The sequence below is a fragment of the Corynebacterium striatum genome (genome assembly GCF_016728105.1).
Lineage (GTDB): Bacteria > Actinomycetota > Actinomycetes > Mycobacteriales > Mycobacteriaceae > Corynebacterium > Corynebacterium striatum.
In genome coordinates, this window is record NZ_CP068158.1 from 335561 (window position 1) to 354541 (window position 18981).

General features: G+C 59.6%; 14 protein-coding genes, 1 tRNA gene and 1 pseudogene. 7 read left to right on the forward strand and 9 right to left on the reverse strand.

Translation table 11 applies throughout. The annotated features are described in order from the left end of the window. Nucleotides 1-85: 85 nt before the first annotated feature. The gene (gene lysA / locus I6I72_RS01585; RefSeq protein WP_046645518.1) at nt 86-1420 is read right to left on the reverse strand and encodes a diaminopimelate decarboxylase; all 1335 of its coding nucleotides are present in this window, start codon (nt 1418-1420) and stop codon (nt 86-88) included. After that, complete coding sequence (argS, locus tag I6I72_RS01590) at nt 1421-3082, reverse strand: arginine--tRNA ligase (protein WP_201807331.1); 1662 nt, start codon at nt 3080-3082, stop codon at nt 1421-1423. It abuts the gene before it with no gap. 197 nt (nt 3083-3279) lie between these two features. On the opposite strand from argS, the gene I6I72_RS01595 reads away from it, so the two are divergent. The 7 genes and pseudogenes from I6I72_RS01595 to I6I72_RS01625 all read left to right on the forward strand — a co-directional run. Further along, the gene (locus tag I6I72_RS01595; protein ID WP_049151594.1) at nt 3280-4932 is read left to right on the forward strand and encodes an L-lactate permease; all 1653 of its coding nucleotides are present in this window, start codon (nt 3280-3282) and stop codon (nt 4930-4932) included. 333 nt (nt 4933-5265) lie between these two features. Further along, on the forward strand, nt 5266-6051 hold the full coding sequence (locus I6I72_RS01600; RefSeq protein WP_046645516.1) for a (Fe-S)-binding protein: 786 nt from the start codon (nt 5266-5268) through the stop codon (nt 6049-6051). Continuing rightward, nucleotides 6051-7556: a LutB/LldF family L-lactate oxidation iron-sulfur protein gene (locus tag I6I72_RS01605; RefSeq protein WP_005531999.1), complete on the forward strand. Its 1506-nt coding sequence runs from the start codon at nt 6051-6053 to the stop codon at nt 7554-7556. Before I6I72_RS01600 ends, I6I72_RS01605 begins: the two co-directional genes overlap by 1 nt. Further along, entirely contained in the window at nt 7553-8188 is a 636-nt protein-coding gene (locus I6I72_RS01610; protein ID WP_201807339.1) for a LutC/YkgG family protein, read from the forward strand. Before I6I72_RS01605 ends, I6I72_RS01610 begins: the two co-directional genes overlap by 4 nt. Nucleotides 8189-8296: 108 nt before the next feature. Further along, nucleotides 8297-8370: transfer RNA gene (locus I6I72_RS01615), tRNA-Arg, on the forward strand. Nucleotides 8371-8588: 218 nt separating this feature from the next. Further along, nucleotides 8589-8915, forward strand: a complete 327-nt coding sequence (locus tag I6I72_RS01620; RefSeq protein WP_049166722.1) for a hypothetical protein — start codon at nt 8589-8591, stop codon at nt 8913-8915. Nucleotides 8916-9734: 819 nt separating this feature from the next. Continuing rightward, nucleotides 9735-9965, forward strand: a pseudogene (locus tag I6I72_RS01625) (cupin domain-containing protein); the annotation flags it as partial. A 148-nt stretch (nt 9966-10113) separates the two neighbouring features. Here the strand turns inward: I6I72_RS01625 and I6I72_RS01630 are convergent. The 7 genes from I6I72_RS01630 to I6I72_RS01660 form a co-directional block, all read right to left on the reverse strand. After that, nucleotides 10114-10314, reverse strand: a complete 201-nt coding sequence (locus tag I6I72_RS01630; RefSeq protein ID WP_005531992.1) for a hypothetical protein — start codon at nt 10312-10314, stop codon at nt 10114-10116. Nucleotides 10315-10455: 141 nt separating this feature from the next. Continuing rightward, nucleotides 10456-10743, reverse strand: a complete 288-nt coding sequence (locus I6I72_RS01635) for a hypothetical protein (protein ID WP_005531991.1) — start codon at nt 10741-10743, stop codon at nt 10456-10458. Between the two features lie 68 nt (nt 10744-10811). Continuing rightward, nucleotides 10812-11336 carry a MarR family winged helix-turn-helix transcriptional regulator gene (locus tag I6I72_RS01640; RefSeq protein ID WP_034657594.1) on the reverse strand — a complete coding sequence of 175 codons (525 nt, stop codon included), beginning with the start codon at nt 11334-11336 and terminating at the stop codon, nt 10812-10814. Nucleotides 11337-11373: 37 nt separating this feature from the next. Further along, a complete protein-coding gene (locus I6I72_RS01645; RefSeq protein WP_201807341.1) occupies nt 11374-13974 on the reverse strand; it encodes an AAA family ATPase in 2601 nt (866 codons plus the stop codon). Nucleotides 13975-13977: 3 nt separating this feature from the next. Continuing rightward, nucleotides 13978-15075, reverse strand: a complete 1098-nt coding sequence (locus I6I72_RS01650; RefSeq protein ID WP_049166725.1) for a metallophosphoesterase family protein — start codon at nt 15073-15075, stop codon at nt 13978-13980. A gap of 20 nt (nt 15076-15095) precedes the next feature. After that, the gene (locus I6I72_RS01655) at nt 15096-15938 is read right to left on the reverse strand and encodes an SWIM zinc finger family protein (protein ID WP_005531981.1); all 843 of its coding nucleotides are present in this window, start codon (nt 15936-15938) and stop codon (nt 15096-15098) included. Further along, nucleotides 15938-18979, reverse strand: coding sequence for a DEAD/DEAH box helicase (locus tag I6I72_RS01660; protein ID WP_049166726.1), 3042 nt, complete (start codon nt 18977-18979; stop codon nt 15938-15940). Before I6I72_RS01660 ends, I6I72_RS01655 begins: the two co-directional genes overlap by 1 nt. Nucleotides 18980-18981: the final 2 nt, after the last annotated feature.

The following is an 18981-nucleotide window of genomic DNA, read 5'->3' on the forward strand; positions in this document are numbered from 1 at the left end:
AGGGATCCAAATCATGGCCCATATAGGAAGGCGGAGGGGCAAACCTTTTGGTCATGGCCCCACCGCCAGTGGATTTTAAGTGAATTTAATTGACTTCGAGAGCCAAAAGGTCATCGACAGTCTCGCGACGCAGCATCAGATTTGCCTGCCCATTGCGCACCGACACCACGGCCGGGCGCAGTGCGCCGTTGTAGCGCGACGCCATCATGTACTGATAGGCGCCAGTGGTTGCGAACGTGAGCAGGTCGCCGGTGGTGATGTCTCCCGGAAGCTTGCGTTCGTTGACCAAGATGTCGCCGGATTCGCAGTGGAAACCCACCACGCGGGAGTCCACGGGCTCACCGTCGGTGAAACGATTGGCTACACGCACGTCATACTCGGATTCGTAGAGCGCTGGGCGGATGTTGTCGGACATGCCGCCGTCGACGGAAAGATAACGGCGGATAGGCAGCTCGGCTTTGCCGGTCTCCACGTCCTTGACCGTACCCACGGAATAGACGGTGACTGCGCTTGCGCCCACGAGGGAGCGGCCCGGCTCGACGAGCACGAAGGGCGGCTCGATGTCGAGCTCGTGCGCGGTGCGCTCCACGGCTGCCAGGAGATCTTGTGCCAGCTTGGCGACGTCGAGTGCCTCCTCGTACTCCATGTACGGAATGCCGAAGCCGCCACCTAGGTCGAGTTCCTTAAGTGCTACACCCAGCTCGGTGTGGATACGCTTGTACAGCGAGAGCACGCGCTCTGCGGCGAGCTTAAAGCCTTCAGCGTTGAACACGGAGGAACCCACGTGGCAGTGCAGGCCCACGAGCTGAAGATTCTCGGACTCGAGGGCAGCCTTGGCGGCGTCGAAAGCCGCGCCCGTGGCCAAGGAGATGCCGAACTTCTGGTCCTCGTGCGAGGTGGCGATGAACTCATGCGTGTGGGCGTCGACACCCGGCTTGACCCGGATCATCACCGGCTGCACGCGGCCAGCGGCGCGCGCGATCTCGTTGAGCTGTGCCAGCTCGCCCTCGTTATCGAGGACGACGTGCGCGATCTCGTTGTCCACGCACAGCTCGAGGTACTCGGGCTCCTTGTTGTTGCCGTGGGCGGTCATGCGGGCCGGCGGGAAACCGGCGGCCAGCGCCACCTTGGCCTCGTTGAGGGAGGCGACGTCAAGGCACAGGCCTTCCTCGTTTACCCATTTCACGATGCGCTTGGTGATGAAAGCCTTGGAGGCATAGTGCACGTGCTCAGGGCCGCCGAAGGCGCGGGCCATGTCGCGACAACGGGAGCGGAAGTCATCCTCGTCGAAGACGTAGAGTGGCGTGCCGTATTCTTCGGCGAGTTCCGTCAGCGGGACGCCGGCTACGGTAACCACGCCGTCTTCTTCGCGGCGCGAGTTACGGGGCCAGACGTGCGCTGGCAGCTCGTTAAAATCCATTTACATTTTCTCCGGCGCGCTAACCCCCACCATGGTGAGGGCGTTGGCGAGGACCTGACGGGCGGCGTCGGCAAGCGCGAGGCGTGCGAGGTGGATTGGCTGCGTCTCCTCCCCTGCCTTCGGCAGCACCTGGCACTGGTCATAGAAGCGGTGGAACACAGCAGCAAGATCCTCAGCAAAACGGGCGATGCGGTGCGGCTCGCGCAAGGTCGCTGCGGTGGAGACAACCTCAGGGAACTCGCCCAAGGTGCGGATGAGATCGCCTTCCTTCTCGTGGGTGAGAAGCGCGAGATCTGCATCTGCCATAGCCGCGGCGTCAAGGCCCAGCTCTTGCGCCTTGCGCAGGATGGAGCAGATGCGCGCGTGGCCGTACTGAACGTAGTAAACAGGGTTATCGGAGGACTGGGAAGCCCACAGGCCCAGGTCGATGTCGATGGACTGATCCACGGAAGAACGCACCAGGGAGTAGCGTGCGCCATCGACGCCGATGGCCTCGACGAGGTCGTCGAGAGTGATGACGGTGCCAGCACGCTTGGACATGCGCACAGCCTTGCCGTCGCGCAGCAGGTTCACCATCTGACCGATGAGAACCTCGACCTGCTCTGGGTTATAGCCCATGGCGGCAGCGGCGGCGCGCAGGCGGGCGATGTAGCCATGGTGGTCCGCACCCAGCATGTAGATAGCGAGGTCGTGGCCACGGTCGAACTTGTCCGCAACGTAGGCGATGTCGCCAGCGATGTATGCGGCGTCGCCGTCAGACTTGATGACCACGCGGTCCTTGTCATCGCCGTAGTCGGTGGACTTGAGCCACCAGGCGCCGTCCTCGAAGTAGAGCTTCTCGTTGTCCTTAAGGTGCGCCACGGCCTTGTCAACGGCGCCGGACTCGAACAGGGAGTTCTCGTGGAAGTAGACGTCGAAGTCAACGCCAAACTCGTGCAGGGACTCCTTAATGTGGTCAAACATCATTTCCACACCAGCGGCGCGGAACTTCTCGCGGACCTCGTCCTCGGTGCCCTCGAGTACATCGGGGACCTGGTTTTGGACGTTGGCTGCGATCTCCTGGATGTACTCTCCGCCATAGCCGTCCTCCGGAGTCGGCTCGCCCTTGGCCGCAGCCACGAGCGAGTTGGAGAAGCGGTCGATCTGGCGGCCATGATCGTTGAAGTAGTACTCGCGGGTTACCTCAGCGCCGGAGGCTTCGAGCACGCGGCCGAGGGAATCGCCCACGGCTGCCCAACGGGTGCCGCCCAGGTGGATCGGACCGGTGGGGTTAGCGGAGACGAATTCGAGGTTAATCTTCTGGCCTTTGTAGGCATCGTTGTGGCCGTAGTTAGTGCCTGCTTGGCGGACCTGTTCCACGATGGCGCCCTGTGCGGCGGCAGCCAGGCGGATGTTCAGGAAGCCCGGGCCTGCGATCTCGGCGACGTCAATGGCGTCGTGCTTAGCCAACGCCTCGGCCAGCCAGGTGGCCAGCTCGCGCGGATTCACGCCGGCCTTCTTGGCTACCTGCAGGGCAAGGTTGGTGGCGTAGTCACCGTGCTCGGGATTACGCGGACGCTCCACGGTCACGATCTCAGGAAGGACGGCGGTGTCGAGCTCGTGTTCGCTCAATACAGCGACTGCGGTCTCTTTAATAAGCACAGAAAGATCTACGGGATTCATAGCGTCAAAGTCTATCGTCCCGCGCTGACATGAGCAGCATCAGGCACGCGTTGGGGTCTTTTATAACAGCAAGCAACTTGTGTGACATATGCCCTTTATTGCGAAACTTACGCGAAAAGGCTCGCTCAAGTTTTAGGCTTTAGAAAGACTGTGTATTAAATAAGACACTCGTTTTCCTTCTAGAGACTTGGGTAACTATGAACACTTTCCAAATATCAACGGATGCCATCGGCGGAAGCCTCGGCCTTTCCGCTGCCGTAGCGACACTTCCCCTCATCGCCTTCTTCATCATGTTGCTGGGCCTTAAGGCTCGCGCACATACCTCGGGCGCTGTGGCACTCATCGTGGCTCTCGCCATTGCTATCTTCGGCTTCGACATGCCCACGGGCATGGCGCTGTCCTCCGCCGCACGCGGTGGCCTCTTTGGCTTGTTGCCGATTGTCTGGGTGATCATCACCGCCATTTGGTTCTACGAGATCACCGTGGCCTCTGGGCGTTTTGAGGATCTTCGCAAGACTTTCGACCTGCTTGGCGACGGTGACATCCGCATCCAGGCCATCCTCATCGCGTTTTGCTTCGGCGGCCTGCTTGAGGCTCTCGCCGGCTTCGGCGCCCCTGTGGCGATTACCGCGACGATGATTCTGGCGCTGGGTGTCAAGCCACTCAAGGCTGCGACGACGGTACTCATCGCCAACACTGCACCGGTGGCCTTCGGCGCGGTGGGCATTCCAGTGACCACCGCCGGTGAAGTGGGCGGCCGCACCGCCGAGCAGACTGCTGATATCGCAGGTCTTATTTCCTTGCAGGTGCTGCTGATTGCAGCGGCAGTCCCCTTCTTCATCCTGTTCATCTTGGACGGAGTCCGCGGCCTCAAGGAAGCCGCCCCGGCTGCTGGCGTCATTGGCGTTTCTTTTGCCATCGCGCAGTGGGCTGCGGCCAACTTCTTTGCCTACCAGCTCACCAACGTTGTGGCCTGCATCGTCTCGCTGGGCTGCGCGTTCGTATTCCTGCGCATGTGGAAGCCAAAGGGCGTTGCTGAGCTGCGTAAGCGCATGGGCATTCCGGCGCAGGAGGCAGTCACCGACTTGTCCGGCAGCCGCATCTGGATGGCGCTGCTGCCCTACGCAGTCGTGACCGCAGTCTTCGCGGTAGCTACCGCAGCTCCGAAGCTCTTTGGGTTCTGGAAGATTAAGTTCGCCTGGCCGGGCCTGGATGGCACAGTCCTTGACTCTGCTGGCAAGGTAATGGACACCTCGTTTAGCTTCAATGTCTTTGGCAACCCGGGCACGCTGTTGCTCATCTCCGGACTCATCGTGGCCATCATCTTCTGGATCTTCAACGAGAACGGCCACTACCACCTGCCGAAGTCTGCCCCACTGACAAAGTTCGGCGAGGTTTGCTCCCGCATGAAGTTCTCTGCGTTGACCATCATCTTGGTCCTCGCTTTGGCCTACACCATGAATTACTCCGGCCAGACCATCTCCATCGGTGAATTCGTGGCTTCCGCGGGCGGCATCTTCGCGCTCTTCGCGCCGGTGCTGGGCTGGATCGGCACTGCAGTTACCGGTTCGGATACCTCGGCCAACGCCCTCTTTGCCAACCTCCAGGTCACCGCTGCAGAACGCATCGGCGTCAACCCGGACCTCATGCTGGCGGCGAATACCGCCGGTGGTGTTGTGGGCAAGATGATCTCCCCGCAGTCGCTGGCCATCGCCGCAACGGCAGTTCAGATGGAGGGCGAGGAGTCCCGCATCCTCAAGGCAGTCGTGGGCTACTCGCTCGTCTTCCTGGCCGTCGTGTGTGTCATTGTGTTCCTCATGACCAACGCGTTGGGCTTCCTGGTTCCTTAAAACTTCTGCCCCTAAAGAAAGTCTCCGCATCCGCTGCAATTACAGCCGCGCGATGGGGAGACTTTTGTCTACCCCCAAAAGGTATATTGCCTTAAAGTGACGCATCACTCATCAGAAACCACAAGTTCCCCACGAGACGCACGGCGGTAGCGGTTTGCGCACGTAATAAATTTCGCAACATTAGTGTTGCAGAATAACCGCAGCTAGACGGCATTTTCACTATGAAATTCTGCGTTTTTATCGGTATTATTTAAGGCACACCCATAAAAATTAGCCCACCCAAGTACGCGCTGACTTCCATGGCACATACTGGGCAGTTAAAGGAGCGCAAGCATGCGAATTGCACTTTTTTCTACGTGCATTGGTGACGCCCTCTTCCCGGACGCTCACAAGGCAACCGCACTAATCCTCTCCCGTTTGGGCCACGAAGTGGTCTTCCCGGAAGAGCAAACTTGTTGCGGCCAGATGCACATCAATACTGGTTACCAGAAGGAAACACTGGGCATGATCCGCAGCTACGCGGACGCGTTCGCAGATCCTTCCATCGATTACGTGGTTTCCGCCTCCGGCTCGTGTGTTGGCGCAGTTCGTGAGCAGCACGTCAAGATTGCTGACCGGTTCGGCTCCTCCGCTGACGTGGATGGCGCTAAAAAGGCCTCCCAGAAGACCTTGGACCTGCCCGAATTCCTCGTGGACATCGAGCAGCGCACCGATCTCGGCGCTTTCTTCCCGCACAAGGTCACCTACCATGCTTCCTGCCACGGCTTGCGCTTCCTGAAGCTCGGTGACCGCCCGTACCAGCTGCTGAGCAAGGTCGAGGGAATCGACCTCGTGCCGCTCGAAAACGTCGAAGAGTGCTGTGGATTCGGCGGCACCTTCTCACTTAAGAACCCAGAGGTCTCCCAGGCCATGGTTTCTGACAAAACCCGCCACGTGAAGGACACCGAAGCCGAGTACCTCACCGGCGGTGACTCTTCCTGCCTTATGAACATCGGCGGCGCACTAGCGCGCCAGCGCAGCGGCGTTCGCGTGCTGCACATGGCTGAAATCTTGGCCTCCACCAAGGAACACCCTTGGACCCCTGAGACGGCCGCTTACTCCAAGGAGAAGATGCTCTAATGACTTCCTTCCTCGACACCACCCCGCCTCGCGCGCCGGAGGGCTACGGCAACCTCCGCGGCGAGAAGGCATTCGTTCCACTCGCCCACGTTGGCCTCAACAACGCGACCCAGCGTCGTAACCTGCACCACGCCACCACCACCATTCGTAATAAGCGTGCCAACGCCGTCGAAGAGCTGCCGGACTGGCAGAAGCTGCGCGACGCCGGCTCCGCAATCAAAGAAGACGTTGCTGCCCGCATGCCGGAACTTCTCGAGCAGTTCGAGGAGCAGGTAACCAAGCGCGGCGGCATCGTCCATTGGGCACGCGACGCTAAGGAAGCCAACGAAATCATCGAGGGCCTTATCCGCGAGACCGGCGAGACCGACATCGTCAAGGTCAAGTCCATGGCAACCCAGGAAATCGGCCTGAACGAGCACCTCGAGTCCGTAGGGATCAATGCCCGCGAAACCGACCTGGCTGAGCTCATCGTTCAGCTGGGCGAGGATAAGCCCTCCCACATCCTGGTTCCGGCCATCCACCGCAACCGTGCCGAAATCCGTGACATCTTCGTCAACAAAATGCCGCACACGGATGAATCCCTAAAGGCTGAGCCAGCCGAACTCGCGGAGGCTTCTCGTACCTTCCTGCGCGAACAGTTCATGAAGGCCAAGGTTGCCATCTCCGGCGCTAACTTCGGCGTTGCCGAGACCGGCACCATCAACATTGTGGAGTCCGAGGGCAATGGCCGTATGTGTCTGACCCTGCCGGAGACCCTGATTACCGTGATGGGCATCGAAAAGCTCGTGCCAACTTTCCAGGACCTTGAGGTCTTCCTGCAGCTGCTGCCGCGTTCTTCCACAGCAGAGCGCATGAACCCATACACCTCCATGTGGGCGGGCGTAACTGAAAACGACGGCCCGAAGAACTTCCACCTGATTCTTTTGGACAACGGTCGTACCGCTGCCCTGTCCAGCCCGATTGGCCACCAGGCTCTCAAATGCATCCGTTGCTCGGCTTGCCTTAACGTTTGCCCGGTCTACGAGCGCGCCGGCGGCCACGCATACGGCTCCGTTTACCCTGGCCCGATTGGCATCTCCCTGACCCCACAGCTGACCGGTATGAAGGACCACCACGATCCTTCCGCCAGCCTGCCTTATGCATGCTCCCTGTGTGGACGCTGCGACGAGGTTTGCCCGGTGAAGATTCCGCTTTCTGAGGTCATCCTGGAGAACCGCCACCAAAAGGTCACCCACGCTACCCCACCAGTCGAGTCCAAGCTCTTCAGCGTGGTTCAGCTGGTCTGGGGTCACCCGAAGATCTGGAACCAGGTCACGCACATGGTTGCGCTGGGCCGCGTTCTCGGCGGATTCAACGGAGTGATGGACAAGCTCCCGTTGTTCCTGTCCGGGTGGTCCGATGCCCGCGATACTGCTGTTCCACCAAAGAAGTCTTTCCGTCAGTGGTTCGACTCCGATGAAGCTAAAGAACTGCTCGCCCAGGCCAAGAAGGAGGGCATCAAGTGAGTACCGCCAAAGAAGAGATCCTGAAGCGCATTCGCACCGCGCAGAAACAGGCAGGCTTGTCCGATCACGTGGAGGCACCGCGTGAGTACGACACCGAGGGCATGCTCAATGCCGACGAGCTGCGTGACATGCTTGTGGAACGCCTCGAGGATTACAAGGCCGAAGTCCACGTGACCACCGAGGCTGAGCTGGCAGAGACCATTTCCCAGATTTTCACTAACAAGGAATGCTCCAAGGTCACCTACGCTCAGGGAATGGACGCAGCGCTTATCGACGCCATCACGTCCAACGCCACCTTCACCCCTGACGATCCAACTTCGGATCCGCGCGAACTCGACACCGTTGATGCTGTGCTGACCGAGTCCCACGTCACCTCGGCACAGACTGGCACCATCGTGCTAGAAGCCGGCCCACTGTGTGGTCGCCGCGCCCTAACTTTGGTTCCGGATCGTCACGTCTGCATCGTGCGCAAGGACCAGATCGTCTACGGAGTTCCGGAGATGGTCTCTCGCATTAACCCGGACTTCCCCGCTACGTGGATCTCCGGCCCGTCTGCTACCTCTGACATTGAGCTCTCCCGTGTGGAGGGCGTCCACGGTCCGCGCGACCTCATCGTGGTCATCGTGAAGTAGCCAGGCTAGCTAGACGCCACACCACTAAGTAGCCCCCGTATTGGCTACTTGGTGACAGCATGCGCTAGAATCACACCGTTGATATCTGGCGCATGCCGCATATCTTTTGCCTCCGTAGCTCAGCGGATTAGAGCATCGGTTTCCGGTACCGAAGGTCGCAGGTTCGATCCCTGTCGGGGGCACAATTTCTCCCCTCGCTTTCTCGGCGTTCAACCCCAGCAGGCGAGGGTTTTACCTTCGCCCCTTATCTTTCAACTCATAGTTAAGAGTTCAGACATTAGGCAGACTTTAGGTCAAAGACAGCGAATTCTTTTCAATCTATTTCGATAGGAATCCCCCTGCCGCTCGAAGTCAAAGAATCATTCCTAAGAATGATCCCGCGGGCTGTAAGGTCAGGGCCATGGATTCGACGTCTCGTCCGAAGCAGGCCTACCTCTCGTTTATCGCAACCGCGTTAGCGTTCTTCGTGGTGCCGGGGATTGTGGGCGCGGCTCTTAGTGGGGGTACAGCGACTGTGTCCATGCTGGTGCTGCTGCCAGTGATGGCGTTGGCATTGGGCATGCTGGATGGCCGGCTCTTCCGCTATACGCTGTCCTTTCCGCTCATTGCGGCTTTTATGTTCTGGCTTTCTACCAAGGTCTACTACAACACCGCTACGTGGATTTACGCAGTTGAAGTCGTCCTGCTTGCTTGGTTGGGCAGCTGGTTAACAGGAAGGAAGGCCTAGATCATGGAAACGTGGACTCTTGACCATCCGGAGGCCGGAAAACTCGAAGTCACGGTCGGCCCAGATGTGGAGTTTGCTGAAGCTTATGAAGACTGGCCGCAAGAACCGAGCGAGCAAGAATACACCGCCCTGGACGCCAACATGCCGCTTAAAGAAAGAATCCGGGCATTCATTAATAATCCACCTATTCGCGTGCAAGTTTGCCTCGATAGCGAAGTCCTTGGAAGGTACACCTCGTTGTCTTCGGCGCGAGTGGCACTAAAACAAATCGATACCGACGAGCTACGCAGCATAGAGCTTGTCAACCGCACGAAGCCGCACCTCAAGCTCCACGCGAATGCCCTCGACGAGTTGATCGAGGTGACCTATCACAACGGCTCAGAGGTGGTCGAGTTTGAGCCACCAGCTGGCAGCCGTGGAGCGCAGCGTCGCGAAGAGATGGAGCAAAGCCCCGTTAAACGCGTGGCCTATCCCCTTCTTGCAGGCCTTGGTAAAGGCGGATGGGCGTTGGCTGTTATCGTGCTCGGCCCAATCCTGCGCAAGCTTTTCGACTTGCTGCCTATCCCCGACATCGACTGGCCAGATCTGCCAGATCTCCCCGAGCTTCCCCAAATCCATCTGCCAACCATCAGTATCGATTGGCCAGACATCAACTGGCCGAACATCAATTTCCCTGACCTCCCGCCGCTGCCCGAGTGGATGGTTTTCTTGCTCAATAACTCGAAGGTGTGGGTGCCCATCGTCATCGGTATCGCCTTCGGCGTGATATCCATGCGCAACCACAAAAAGTCCGAACGGCATAAGAGGCAATGGCAGGACGGCGGCGAAATCGGCGCGGAGGTCCACGATGACCATGACCAGTTCCTGCGCCTCGAGTCCGGCCAGGGCCGCATCATGATTGGTGAAGACAAGAACAACCTGGACATCGACCAGGTAGTCGAAGACGACTTTGCCGTCTTCGTACCAGCTGGCAAGTGGCACAACTTCGTCAACGAGGGTTCCGAGCCGGTAAAGCTCTACTCCATCTACGCCGCCCCGGATCACGTTTAGGGCACCATCCACGAGACCAAGGAAGACGCGGACAACGATCCGAACGAGCAGCACTAATTGCGGCAGGCTTTAAAAACAACAATATGGCGGTCCAGAAGATGGGCCGCCATTTTAATATTTAGCTATTGAGCTTTGAGTTCTCCAAGTACTACTTGATGAATGGGTTTACGATCTCCTGGGTGATATCAAGGGTGCCGTGCTCGATGTAGTACATTCCGAGGAACATGGCGGTAACCAGAACGAATGCGAAAAGCATGTTAGGGATCCACTGGACAAACACGGAAACCCAGCCGTCAGCCTTGTCACGTGCAGCTGCTTCGCGCTGTTCCTGTGCCTCGTATTCGTTCATAATCCGTTGTTTCCTTTCACTGCGCCTGAAACCGCTAGGCACACTCCGCCTAGCAAGAGAAATCACTGCGGATAACTTTAGCAGTAGATCGTTATGAATTCGTAGTTATCCACCGTTTTATTGACACCGAATTGGCAAGATTTACACTCCGGGGTCTTCATTGTTCTCTAACGCCTCCACGAAGGCGTCCCTATCAGCGAACATACGGTTTATATCTGCCTCTGCGCCGACTATCCAGTGGCCCGATTCCTCGTCGAAAGTAATCGCGGCATCAGGATACTTGTCGAGGGCTTCCTCCATCGCAGCGGACTCCGCTTCAGAGGCAGTGCCATTCAGGTGCGACTCGGGATCTCCTAGCCCGTCTAGGACCGCAACGTTATAAATCGGGTACTGCGACTTGGGATGCTCAAAGAGCTCTTGCCCCATCATGGTGATTCCTCCCTTAGGTGGTGATTGCCCCACAAAACACTAAAGCAGGTAAGAGCCTGCTGAGATAACTAATTCTTTTCATCCACGGTGCACCTGCCATGCAGCAGTTCGTCCGGAACGAAGCCGTCATACCCAGGCACGTTGTTGACTGCGAGAATTCCCTGGAAGAAATTAACAAGGGATGGAATGTCCTTCTCGTTGAGATGGTCAAAGACTATGCGGCGCACAGACTCTACGTGTTCGGGCACGGCGCGTTCGAGACGCTCAAGGCCCTCATCGGTAATACGAACGATGACGCCTCGCGCATCACCGACGCTCTTGGACTTTGTGACCAAACCACGCTTTTCCATACGCGTTACTTGGTGGGAGGTACGTGAACGGTCCCACTCCAAGTCCGCGCAAAGCTCACGCAAACGCAGCTCATTGCCTTCTGCCTCGGAAAGTGCAACGAGAACGGCGAACTCTGACATTGAGACCTCGCCCCCAGCCATGAGGGTTTCCTCCATGCCGCGGTTAATCTTGCGAATAGAACCGAGGATGAGGCGCCACAGCTCTTGCTCTTCTTCGTTTAGCCACCGAGTTTCTGTAGTCATGTCAACAACTTTACACATTCGTTTAGGTATTAGAAAGCTATCCCTTTAACGCTTCTATATCCAGTTCTACCCTGCTGGGTACACGTGCATATCGCTGTGGCATGCATGTTAACACCAATACTTGGGAGTGCTTGGCCACTTGAGCAAACAACGTGGCCATAAGGTTGAGTCGAGTCGAGTCGGTAGATCCAAGAGCATCGTCAACAATAACGGGTACTCCGTCATCTTGCACCAATCCCGCTATTGCAAAGCGCGTAAGAATGGCCATCTGTTCCTTGGCCCCGCCCGAGAGGGAACCAAGATCTACGGTCTGACCATCGCGGCTGCGCGCCGTGACCACAAGCTCCTCAGAGAGTTCGAAATCCACGTCGCCACCGAAAACCTTACGGGCGAGCCCGTTGAGCTTGGTGACGAAGGGTTGCGCGTAGCGCTGACGTGCCGCATCGCGGTGCGTGAGCAAGAGCTCCCGCAGGTATCGCGCTGCGTTGGCACGCTTTTCCACCGCGGCCAGCACTTCCCGAGCAATCTCCAGTTCTGCGTTCGCAGATTCGAGCCGTTCCGCCACGCCCGAGTGCATCTCGATGCGGCCGGAGTATTCACGCATATCACCATCCGCATCGTGCACGGTGTTGTGCAGGCTCCGGACCTCTTCCTTAACCCCCTCATAAAGCGCAAACACAGTATCGACGTCCACGGCGCTAAGTTCGGCCAAGACTCCGCGTTGCCGGGTGAGCTTCTCCTCCGCCGCTGCAACCGCAGAGTCCAGCGCCGCGTCCGTTGCCACTTCCCTAGCCTTCTGCAGCGCTGCGTCGGCTGAATCATGATGTTCGACGGCCGCCTCATGACGAGCCTGGGCACCGGCCAACACCGCTGCTGTCGAACTCTCCCGGTACGGAGCAAGTTCCTTCTCAGCGCCGGTTACAGCAACGCGTGCCGCCTCCTCTGCTGCCTCCGCATCCACCAAAGAAACTTGGTCCTGCTCGCCCTGTTCCTCCAGCTCTGCTACCCCTTCAAAGCTGTCCGCTTGGGCCGCATGTCGGGCTTCTAGCTCGCCCAAATCATCGGCGCCAAGAGCAGCCTTAAGCTCCCGCTGTGCCTGCTCCACGGCACTGCGCAAACGCTGGTACTCGTCGTTTTTCGCGCGGGCTTCCTCGACCGACTCGCAGCCGGCCGCATCCAAAAGTTCCGCGAGCCGGGCCCGCACATGTTGCAGGGTATCTTCTGATGCCTCACCTGCGCCAGCTTGATACGTCGCGCGCAACGCGCCGAACTCGAAGGCCATTCCGTCGCGCAGCTGAACGGTGGCACCTGCATCGGTAGCCTCACTGCCAGTTTCGGAAGGCACATTTCGCTCTTCACCGTCGACGACGAAGGCGCCCTCACCGCTAAACACGAGCTTGGCAGCGGCAGCGGCGTGAACCCGTTCCTGGACGGTTACCTCAGTGGCTGCTTGTTCAAGCGCGCGCAGATCGCCCACCTCAGGCGCCTCGGCAAGTTGGCTGCGGCGGCGCTTGAGCTCAGCGTCGAGTTCCTTTAGCCCCGCAAGGCGCTGCCCCAACGCTTCCCACTGCTTTTTCTCATGGAAGCGGCGCGCAAGCTGCAGTTGCTTGCGGGCAGCTTCATAAGACTTCTGTGCCTCGGCGAGCTTGCCTGCAAGCTGCTCACGGACTTCCTCTTCCTGCGCGGTGCTCAGTTTAAGCTCCTCGACCTTGGCCGCCAAGGCCTCGACTGCCTCTGCTGCGATTGCCACGTCCTGTGCCATCGCGCGGCGCCGCTCCACGGCCTCGCGTGCAGTCTCCAGTTCCGCCTCGACACGGGAAAGCTCTGCTTTTTGAGCCTCGATCTTCTCCAGTGCTGCTCTAGCCTCCGCGACCTCAGTTTCGCGCTGGGCGAGTTCTGTCTCAGCGGCCGGCAAAGCCTGCTCAGCCTCCGCCTTGGCTTGCTGGGCAGCTTCGTGTTTGATCACGACGTCGTCAAGTTGGCGTAATGCCTGCTCAGCATCTTGTTGCACGGACTCGGCCTCGCTCACCCGGGTCTGCGCGTCCTTGTATTCCTTGGCCGGCGCCCCGGTCCGTGCGGTGAAGTACTTCTCGTATTCCTTCTGTACTCGCGTGATGAGCTCGGAGTCCTCGGCCACAGCGGTGTCCATCCCGGAAGCAGATTCCAGCGCACTGGTCACCGATGGAATGCCGACCGCAGCCACGCCGGAACCTAGGTCATCCTGGCGCAGGAAGAGGGCGTCGAGAAGCTGGCGATCCAGATGCTCTGAGAGGATTCGGTCGAGCTCGTCATCGGCCGCGCCACCGGTAAATTGCGCGGGGCGTGGTTCAAGAACGTGGAGCTCAGAGATCTTCTTCTTCAGCCACCGCTTGTGAATGCGGAAGCGATACGGGCCCACGGTCGCCTCAAGTCTGACCTCCGGTGATGCGTCGCGATGCACCGGCTTGAGCGCCTTAATCTTCTTCGAGGCGCCCGAGTGCTTCTCCGTCAGTACGGTGTCAATGGCCTCAACGATGGTGGACTTTCCGGCCTCGTTCTCACCGTGGATGACCACCACGCCTGTTTCCGGAAGCTCGTCGACGCGCAGGTGCTCAACGCCGCGGACGTTGTGGATCTCGATGGAGTGAAGTCGCTTCATGGCCTAGGCCTCCTTTGCGGTAAGTCGGAACAACAGGTTGGCGGCATCACGCGCAACCGGGTCATGAAGATTGCCCACCAGGTCGGCCAAAGCATCGGCGGCAAATCCATGCAGGTCAAGGTTGGCCAGCTCCTCCTCCGACGGGGCAAGGTGCAAATCCATGGTGCGCTCACGCGGGCGCAGCGAGGCAAACACCGGCTCCAGATCCGCCAGTCCCTGCTCGAGCCGCGCCTGCGCCTCCAGCCCCACGGTGCCGCGCAAGCCATATTTCACAGCCGTGCGCCTCTTGTACGGCAGCTCATCGACTTCCTTCAAGAAACGCTCCACGTCTTCCATGGAGTTCACGTCGGCCTCCAGCGCCCGGAAGTGCCAGCGGCCCACGCGATGCTTGACGACGTCGACCTCTCCCCCGTCGACCGTCACTATCAGCGCATTGCCTGAGCCACGCTCGCGGTCATCAAAGGCGGTGGTCTCAGGGCTGCCGGAGAACCATACCCGGCCGCTTGAGCCCAGCTCCTGCGTGGAGTGGGTATCCCCGAGGGCCAAGTAATCAATGACGCCCGCCTCGATTTGTTCCTCCACGAAGCGCAGATCGATGACGTCCGCTTCCGAATCGCGCGCCTCGACCTGGCCGTGACCTACCGCAATACGCACGCCGTCGTATGGCTCCAGCGGGGCAAGCGCCTCGCGCACCAAGTCATAGTTGGCCCGCTTGGTCAGATACGGGGCGCCAACGATTTCTACTCCAGGACGAAACTCAATGGGTGCAAAGTCCGCGATGACGTGAACATTGTCAGCAAATGGCTTGCGCAACACCGAATCAGCCACGAGTGGATCGTGGTTGCCGGGCAAGAGGTAGACCGGCACCGGCAGGTTGCGGAAGGTCTCCTTCGCGCGGCTCAACGTGTTCTTGCTCAACGCATTATGCTCGAAGACATCACCGGCCACGACGATGAACTCCGCGCCCGTCTCGCGCGCCAGCTCGCCAAGACGCACCACGGACTCCATGCGGTCGTCGTTAAAGCGTGCCTGGGCTTCCCCCTCCAGAAACCACCGCGTCATGCCTAACTGGAAATCAGAAGTATGAATGAACTTGACCATGAGTTTCCCCCTTTTAAGAATCAGTGCGTCAGATGATAGTAGAGGTCCTCGACATCAGAGACCGCTCGAAGCAAATCTATGTTCGTATGGCTTACTGCACGCATGGCTTTTCGCAGCAACTCTGGGTCCGAATCATCCACGGCCGGCGCCACCTTTGGCCGCGGCATATCGGGCAGTTGCCGCCCGCCCCAGAACAGCTCATTGCGCTCCTCGGTAGAAAGCCCCGCTCCAGCAAAACTATCCTCCGAGACAGCCTTGGCCTGTTCCATCACGGACTGCTCAAGGCGTCCAAAGTCGAGCCCACGCAGGGCAAAGACGACGGAGGAATCCGCGTCGATGCGGGTAGCCAAGCGGTCCGCCACCGCGATCACGTGCTTACACACGTACTCCGGGTCCGGGCAGGTGCAGGAAAAGCGCATGTCGCTTGGGTCCTCAGCGATGAGGATGTCGAGCGCTTCCTCGCTAAGCAGGCCGTCGCGCGCATTAGCAATGGAGTTCGGCGTGCGGGCAAACATCTGGCTCAGCGTCGCGATGTCATCATTAGTGCGATACGGCACCTGAATGAGGACGGTAAAGGGCTCGTTCTGCGAGCCGGCCACCTTGCCGTGAACGGCACCGTTGCGCACGTCCAGGCCCACAACATGACCGCCAGTTGCGTATTGCCGGCCGCGCGTAATGCGCCCGCTGTCCGCGTCCTTGTTCACAAAGGACACGATGCGCGTGGCAGCCGGAGACATGCTGTGCACGCGCGAGACGCGGCCTACCTCCTCCGGGGAGGTCACGCGTTTGCGCGCACCAAAGTTGGCGTAGATGACGTTATCTTCTGAGCCCTTGCCGGAATTACCCGAGGTATAGCGCGCCATTAGTCAGCCTCCTTGTAGCTCATCAACTGGGCCAGCTGCTCGGGATCGAGTTCCGTGAGCCAGCCCTCGCCCTCGCCCACCACGGCGCCAGCAAGATGCATCTTGCCGTCGAGGATGTCCTGAATAGACTCCTCCAAAGTACCGGCGGTGATCATCTTGTACACCTGCACGTTGCGCTGCTGACCAATGCGGAACGCGCGGTCGGTGGCTTGGTTCTCCACGGCCGGATTCCACCAGCGGTCCATGTGCACGACAATCGACGCCGCCGTCAGGTTCAGGCCCGTGCCACCCGCCTTGAGCGAGAGAATCATCGCCGGCGGGCCGTCCGGGGATTGGAAATCTTCCACCATCTGGTCGCGTTTGTTCTTGGTCACGCCACCGTGCAGGAAAGGAATCTCGCGCCCTAACTGCTGGGTGAGATAAGGCTGCAAGATGTCACCGAATGCCTTGTACTGCGTGAACACGAGGATGCGCTCCTCAGACTCAATCGCCTGGTCCACGATCCGCATAAGCTCCTCGACCTTGCCCGAGCGATGCTTGCCCTTCAACGTGACCGAGGAACCGTCGCCCAGGTAGTGCGCCGGATGGTTACAAATCTGCTTGATGCGAGTCAAAGACGCTAACACCAGGCCGCGCCGCGACATGCCCTCGCGTGTCTCCAGTGCCTTTTGCACGTCGTCGACAAGCGCCTTGTACAAGGCCGCCTGCTCGGGGGTCATCGCGACGGTGATGATCTGCTCGGACTTCTCCGGCAGGTCATCGATGATACTCGGGTCCGTCTTCAGGCGACGCAAGATAAACGGCGCGGTAAGCAGGCGCAGGCGCTCGGCCATGGTGTCGTCGTTCTCGCGCTCGATGGCCTTGGCAAAGTGATTGCGGAAGAAGGACGCGCTGCCCAGCACGCCAGGATTACAGAAGTCCAGGATGGAGCGCATCTCAGAGAGGCGGTTCTCCACCGGCGTGCCTGTTAGCGCAATGCGGTGGCGCGACGGCAGCGAACGCACGGCTTTCGACGAGCGCGTGGCCGCGTTCTTGATCGCCTGCGCCTCGTCGAGCACCACGCGATCCCACTCGACCTTGCCCAGCGTGAGGAAGTCGCGTCCCACGGTGCCGTAGGAGGTAATGACGAGGTCTGCGGACTCGGCGGCCTTGACCAGCTCTGTCTCTTTAAGTCGGTTCGAACCATGCTGGACCAGCACCTTCAGGTGCGGGACGAACTTCGCGGCCTCGCGCGCCCAGTTGCCCACCACGGAGGTAGGCGCCACCACGAGGGTGGGCTTGACCTCGGGGTTATCTTGATGCTCGACAGCAAGCAGGGTTAGCAACTGCAGGGTCTTCCCCAAGCCCATGTCGTCGGCCAGCACCGCGCCAATATTGTTGCGGGACATCCAATAAAGCCAATCCACGCCGCGCCGCTGGTACTCGCGCAGCTCGGCATTGACGGTTTCTGGAATCTCGATGCGCGCGGGTGCCACGGTGTCCATGCCGCCCAGCAGCGAAGCGTGCCACGTCGAGCCGGTGAACTCCACCGGTTCTTCAGCCATGGATTGCAAGGCCAGCTCGCGCAGCTCCGCCACGGAAACCTGCGCGGTCTCACCGTCGTTGAACTCTTTGAGCCGTTTTTCGACGTCCGCCACCAACGCCTGCCAGCCCGGTTGCTCCAGCTTCCGCGCCATCTCTGCGGCAGCGGCCAGGCGCTCGAGCTCCTTCTGTTTGCGCTTGCGAGCCGTCTCCGCGAGCTTGTCCATATACTCCGAGATCTTGGACAGCGCCTGCGTGTCAGCCATGACCCATTCGCCGCGGAGGCGAATAAGCCCGGACTTAGACTGCACCAGCTGGCGCATCTCTTCTTCGCTCAGATCGGTGTCGCCTACGGACAGGTGCCAGTCATATTCCACCAGCTTGTCCATGCCCAAGTGCGCCTTGGTAGAGCCCTCAGCGGGATCGCGGACCTCGCGGGTCTCCAGCTTGGCCTTGGTCTCCATGTGTGCCCATGCCTTGGGCAGCATGACGGTAAAGCCAGCCGCCTTGAGTGCGGACACGTCCTTGGCGATGAACTCCACCAAATCATCAGTGCCCAGGAATACGTCCCAGTCACCCGCGTCATAGTCAGGGATTCCGGAGGACTCGCGCAGGCGCGGCGCCAAGGTCAGGGCCTTGCGCTGTGAGTTCCGTAGCTTCTCCACGCTGCCCCTATCGAGCTGATCCAACACGATGGGCTGTGGTGCGTCGGTGCCGGAGCGCACCTGCACGCGAATCGGCCACACTGAGGTCTCAGGGTCCTCATCCTTGGGCGGCTCCTCCACGATGAAGACGAGCTGCAGGTCCACCGAAGTAATCGAGTCTTTCCACTCGTTGAGGCCGCGCAGCAGCTGCGCACGACCCTTTTTCACTGGCGACGTCGTCAGCATCGCCTGCGCAAAGTCGTGCCACGGTGCCGGGCGCGGGGCGTCGGCAAGCGGGCGTAAAACCATAAACGCAATCCAGTGCGTCAGCTCATCCGCCATGTCATCGGACAAGGCCCTGTTATTAATTGTCAGAATGCCAGGCGCCGCCGCGAGCATCTCCGCGAGCCAGCCACGCTCACCCAAACCAGAGGCCAGCTGCCACATGGGGTACCACTCGCCTGCCTGGTAGGCCAAGCGGATCGTCACACGTCCGGCACGCACAAACTTGCTAAGTCCACGGTAGACGCGAATAAGCCACAGCAGGTCTGGGGCGATGGTTGCCTTCTGCTCGGGCGTGGCGGCCTGACTTAGGGAATCGAGGAACTCCAGCTTGGCCAGAGTGGCCACGGCCTCCTCGGGCGCAAACATCGCCATGGGCACCATGAGGGAGACGTCCTTGCCCTTGGGCGTGCGCAAGGAAACTCGCGCTCGATTACGGAAGGATTTCTTGCCCAAAATTGTTTCGACTGCCTCAGGAAAGGTCCCTTCGGGAACGGCGGAAGGCATAACAATTTTGTGCCCTTCTACCTGCTCAATCCATAGACTAAGTCCCGAAACTGGGAGCCACAGGCCATGGATAAGGTAAGAAGCCATAG

Bases quoted from the DNA above. Each gene is read 5' to 3' on its own strand.
- lysA (WP_046645518.1), bottom strand. From the start codon at position 1,420: ATGGATTTTAACGAGCTGCCAGCGCACGTCTGGCCCCGTAACTCGCGC.
- I6I72_RS01595 (WP_049151594.1), top strand. From the start codon at position 3,280: ATGAACACTTTCCAAATATCAACGGATGCCATCGGCGGAAGCCTCGGC.
- I6I72_RS01605 (WP_005531999.1), top strand. From the start codon at position 6,051: ATGACTTCCTTCCTCGACACCACCCCGCCTCGCGCGCCGGAGGGCTAC.
- I6I72_RS01635 (WP_005531991.1), bottom strand. From the start codon at position 10,743: ATGATGGGGCAAGAGCTCTTTGAGCATCCCAAGTCGCAGTACCCGATT.
- I6I72_RS01600 (WP_046645516.1), top strand. From the start codon at position 5,266: ATGCGAATTGCACTTTTTTCTACGTGCATTGGTGACGCCCTCTTCCCG.
- I6I72_RS01650 (WP_049166725.1), bottom strand. From the start codon at position 15,075: ATGGTCAAGTTCATTCATACTTCTGATTTCCAGTTAGGCATGACGCGG.
- I6I72_RS01645 (WP_201807341.1), bottom strand. From the start codon at position 13,974: ATGAAGCGACTTCACTCCATCGAGATCCACAACGTCCGCGGCGTTGAG.
- I6I72_RS01655 (WP_005531981.1), bottom strand. From the start codon at position 15,938: ATGGCGCGCTATACCTCGGGTAATTCCGGCAAGGGCTCAGAAGATAAC.
- I6I72_RS01620 (WP_049166722.1), top strand. From the start codon at position 8,589: ATGGATTCGACGTCTCGTCCGAAGCAGGCCTACCTCTCGTTTATCGCA.
- I6I72_RS01630 (WP_005531992.1), bottom strand. From the start codon at position 10,314: ATGAACGAATACGAGGCACAGGAACAGCGCGAAGCAGCTGCACGTGAC.
- I6I72_RS01640 (WP_034657594.1), bottom strand. From the start codon at position 11,336: ATGACTACAGAAACTCGGTGGCTAAACGAAGAAGAGCAAGAGCTGTGG.
- argS (WP_201807331.1), bottom strand. From the start codon at position 3,082: ATGAATCCCGTAGATCTTTCTGTGCTTATTAAAGAGACCGCAGTCGCT.
- I6I72_RS01660 (WP_049166726.1), bottom strand. From the start codon at position 18,979: ATGGCTTCTTACCTTATCCATGGCCTGTGGCTCCCAGTTTCGGGACTT.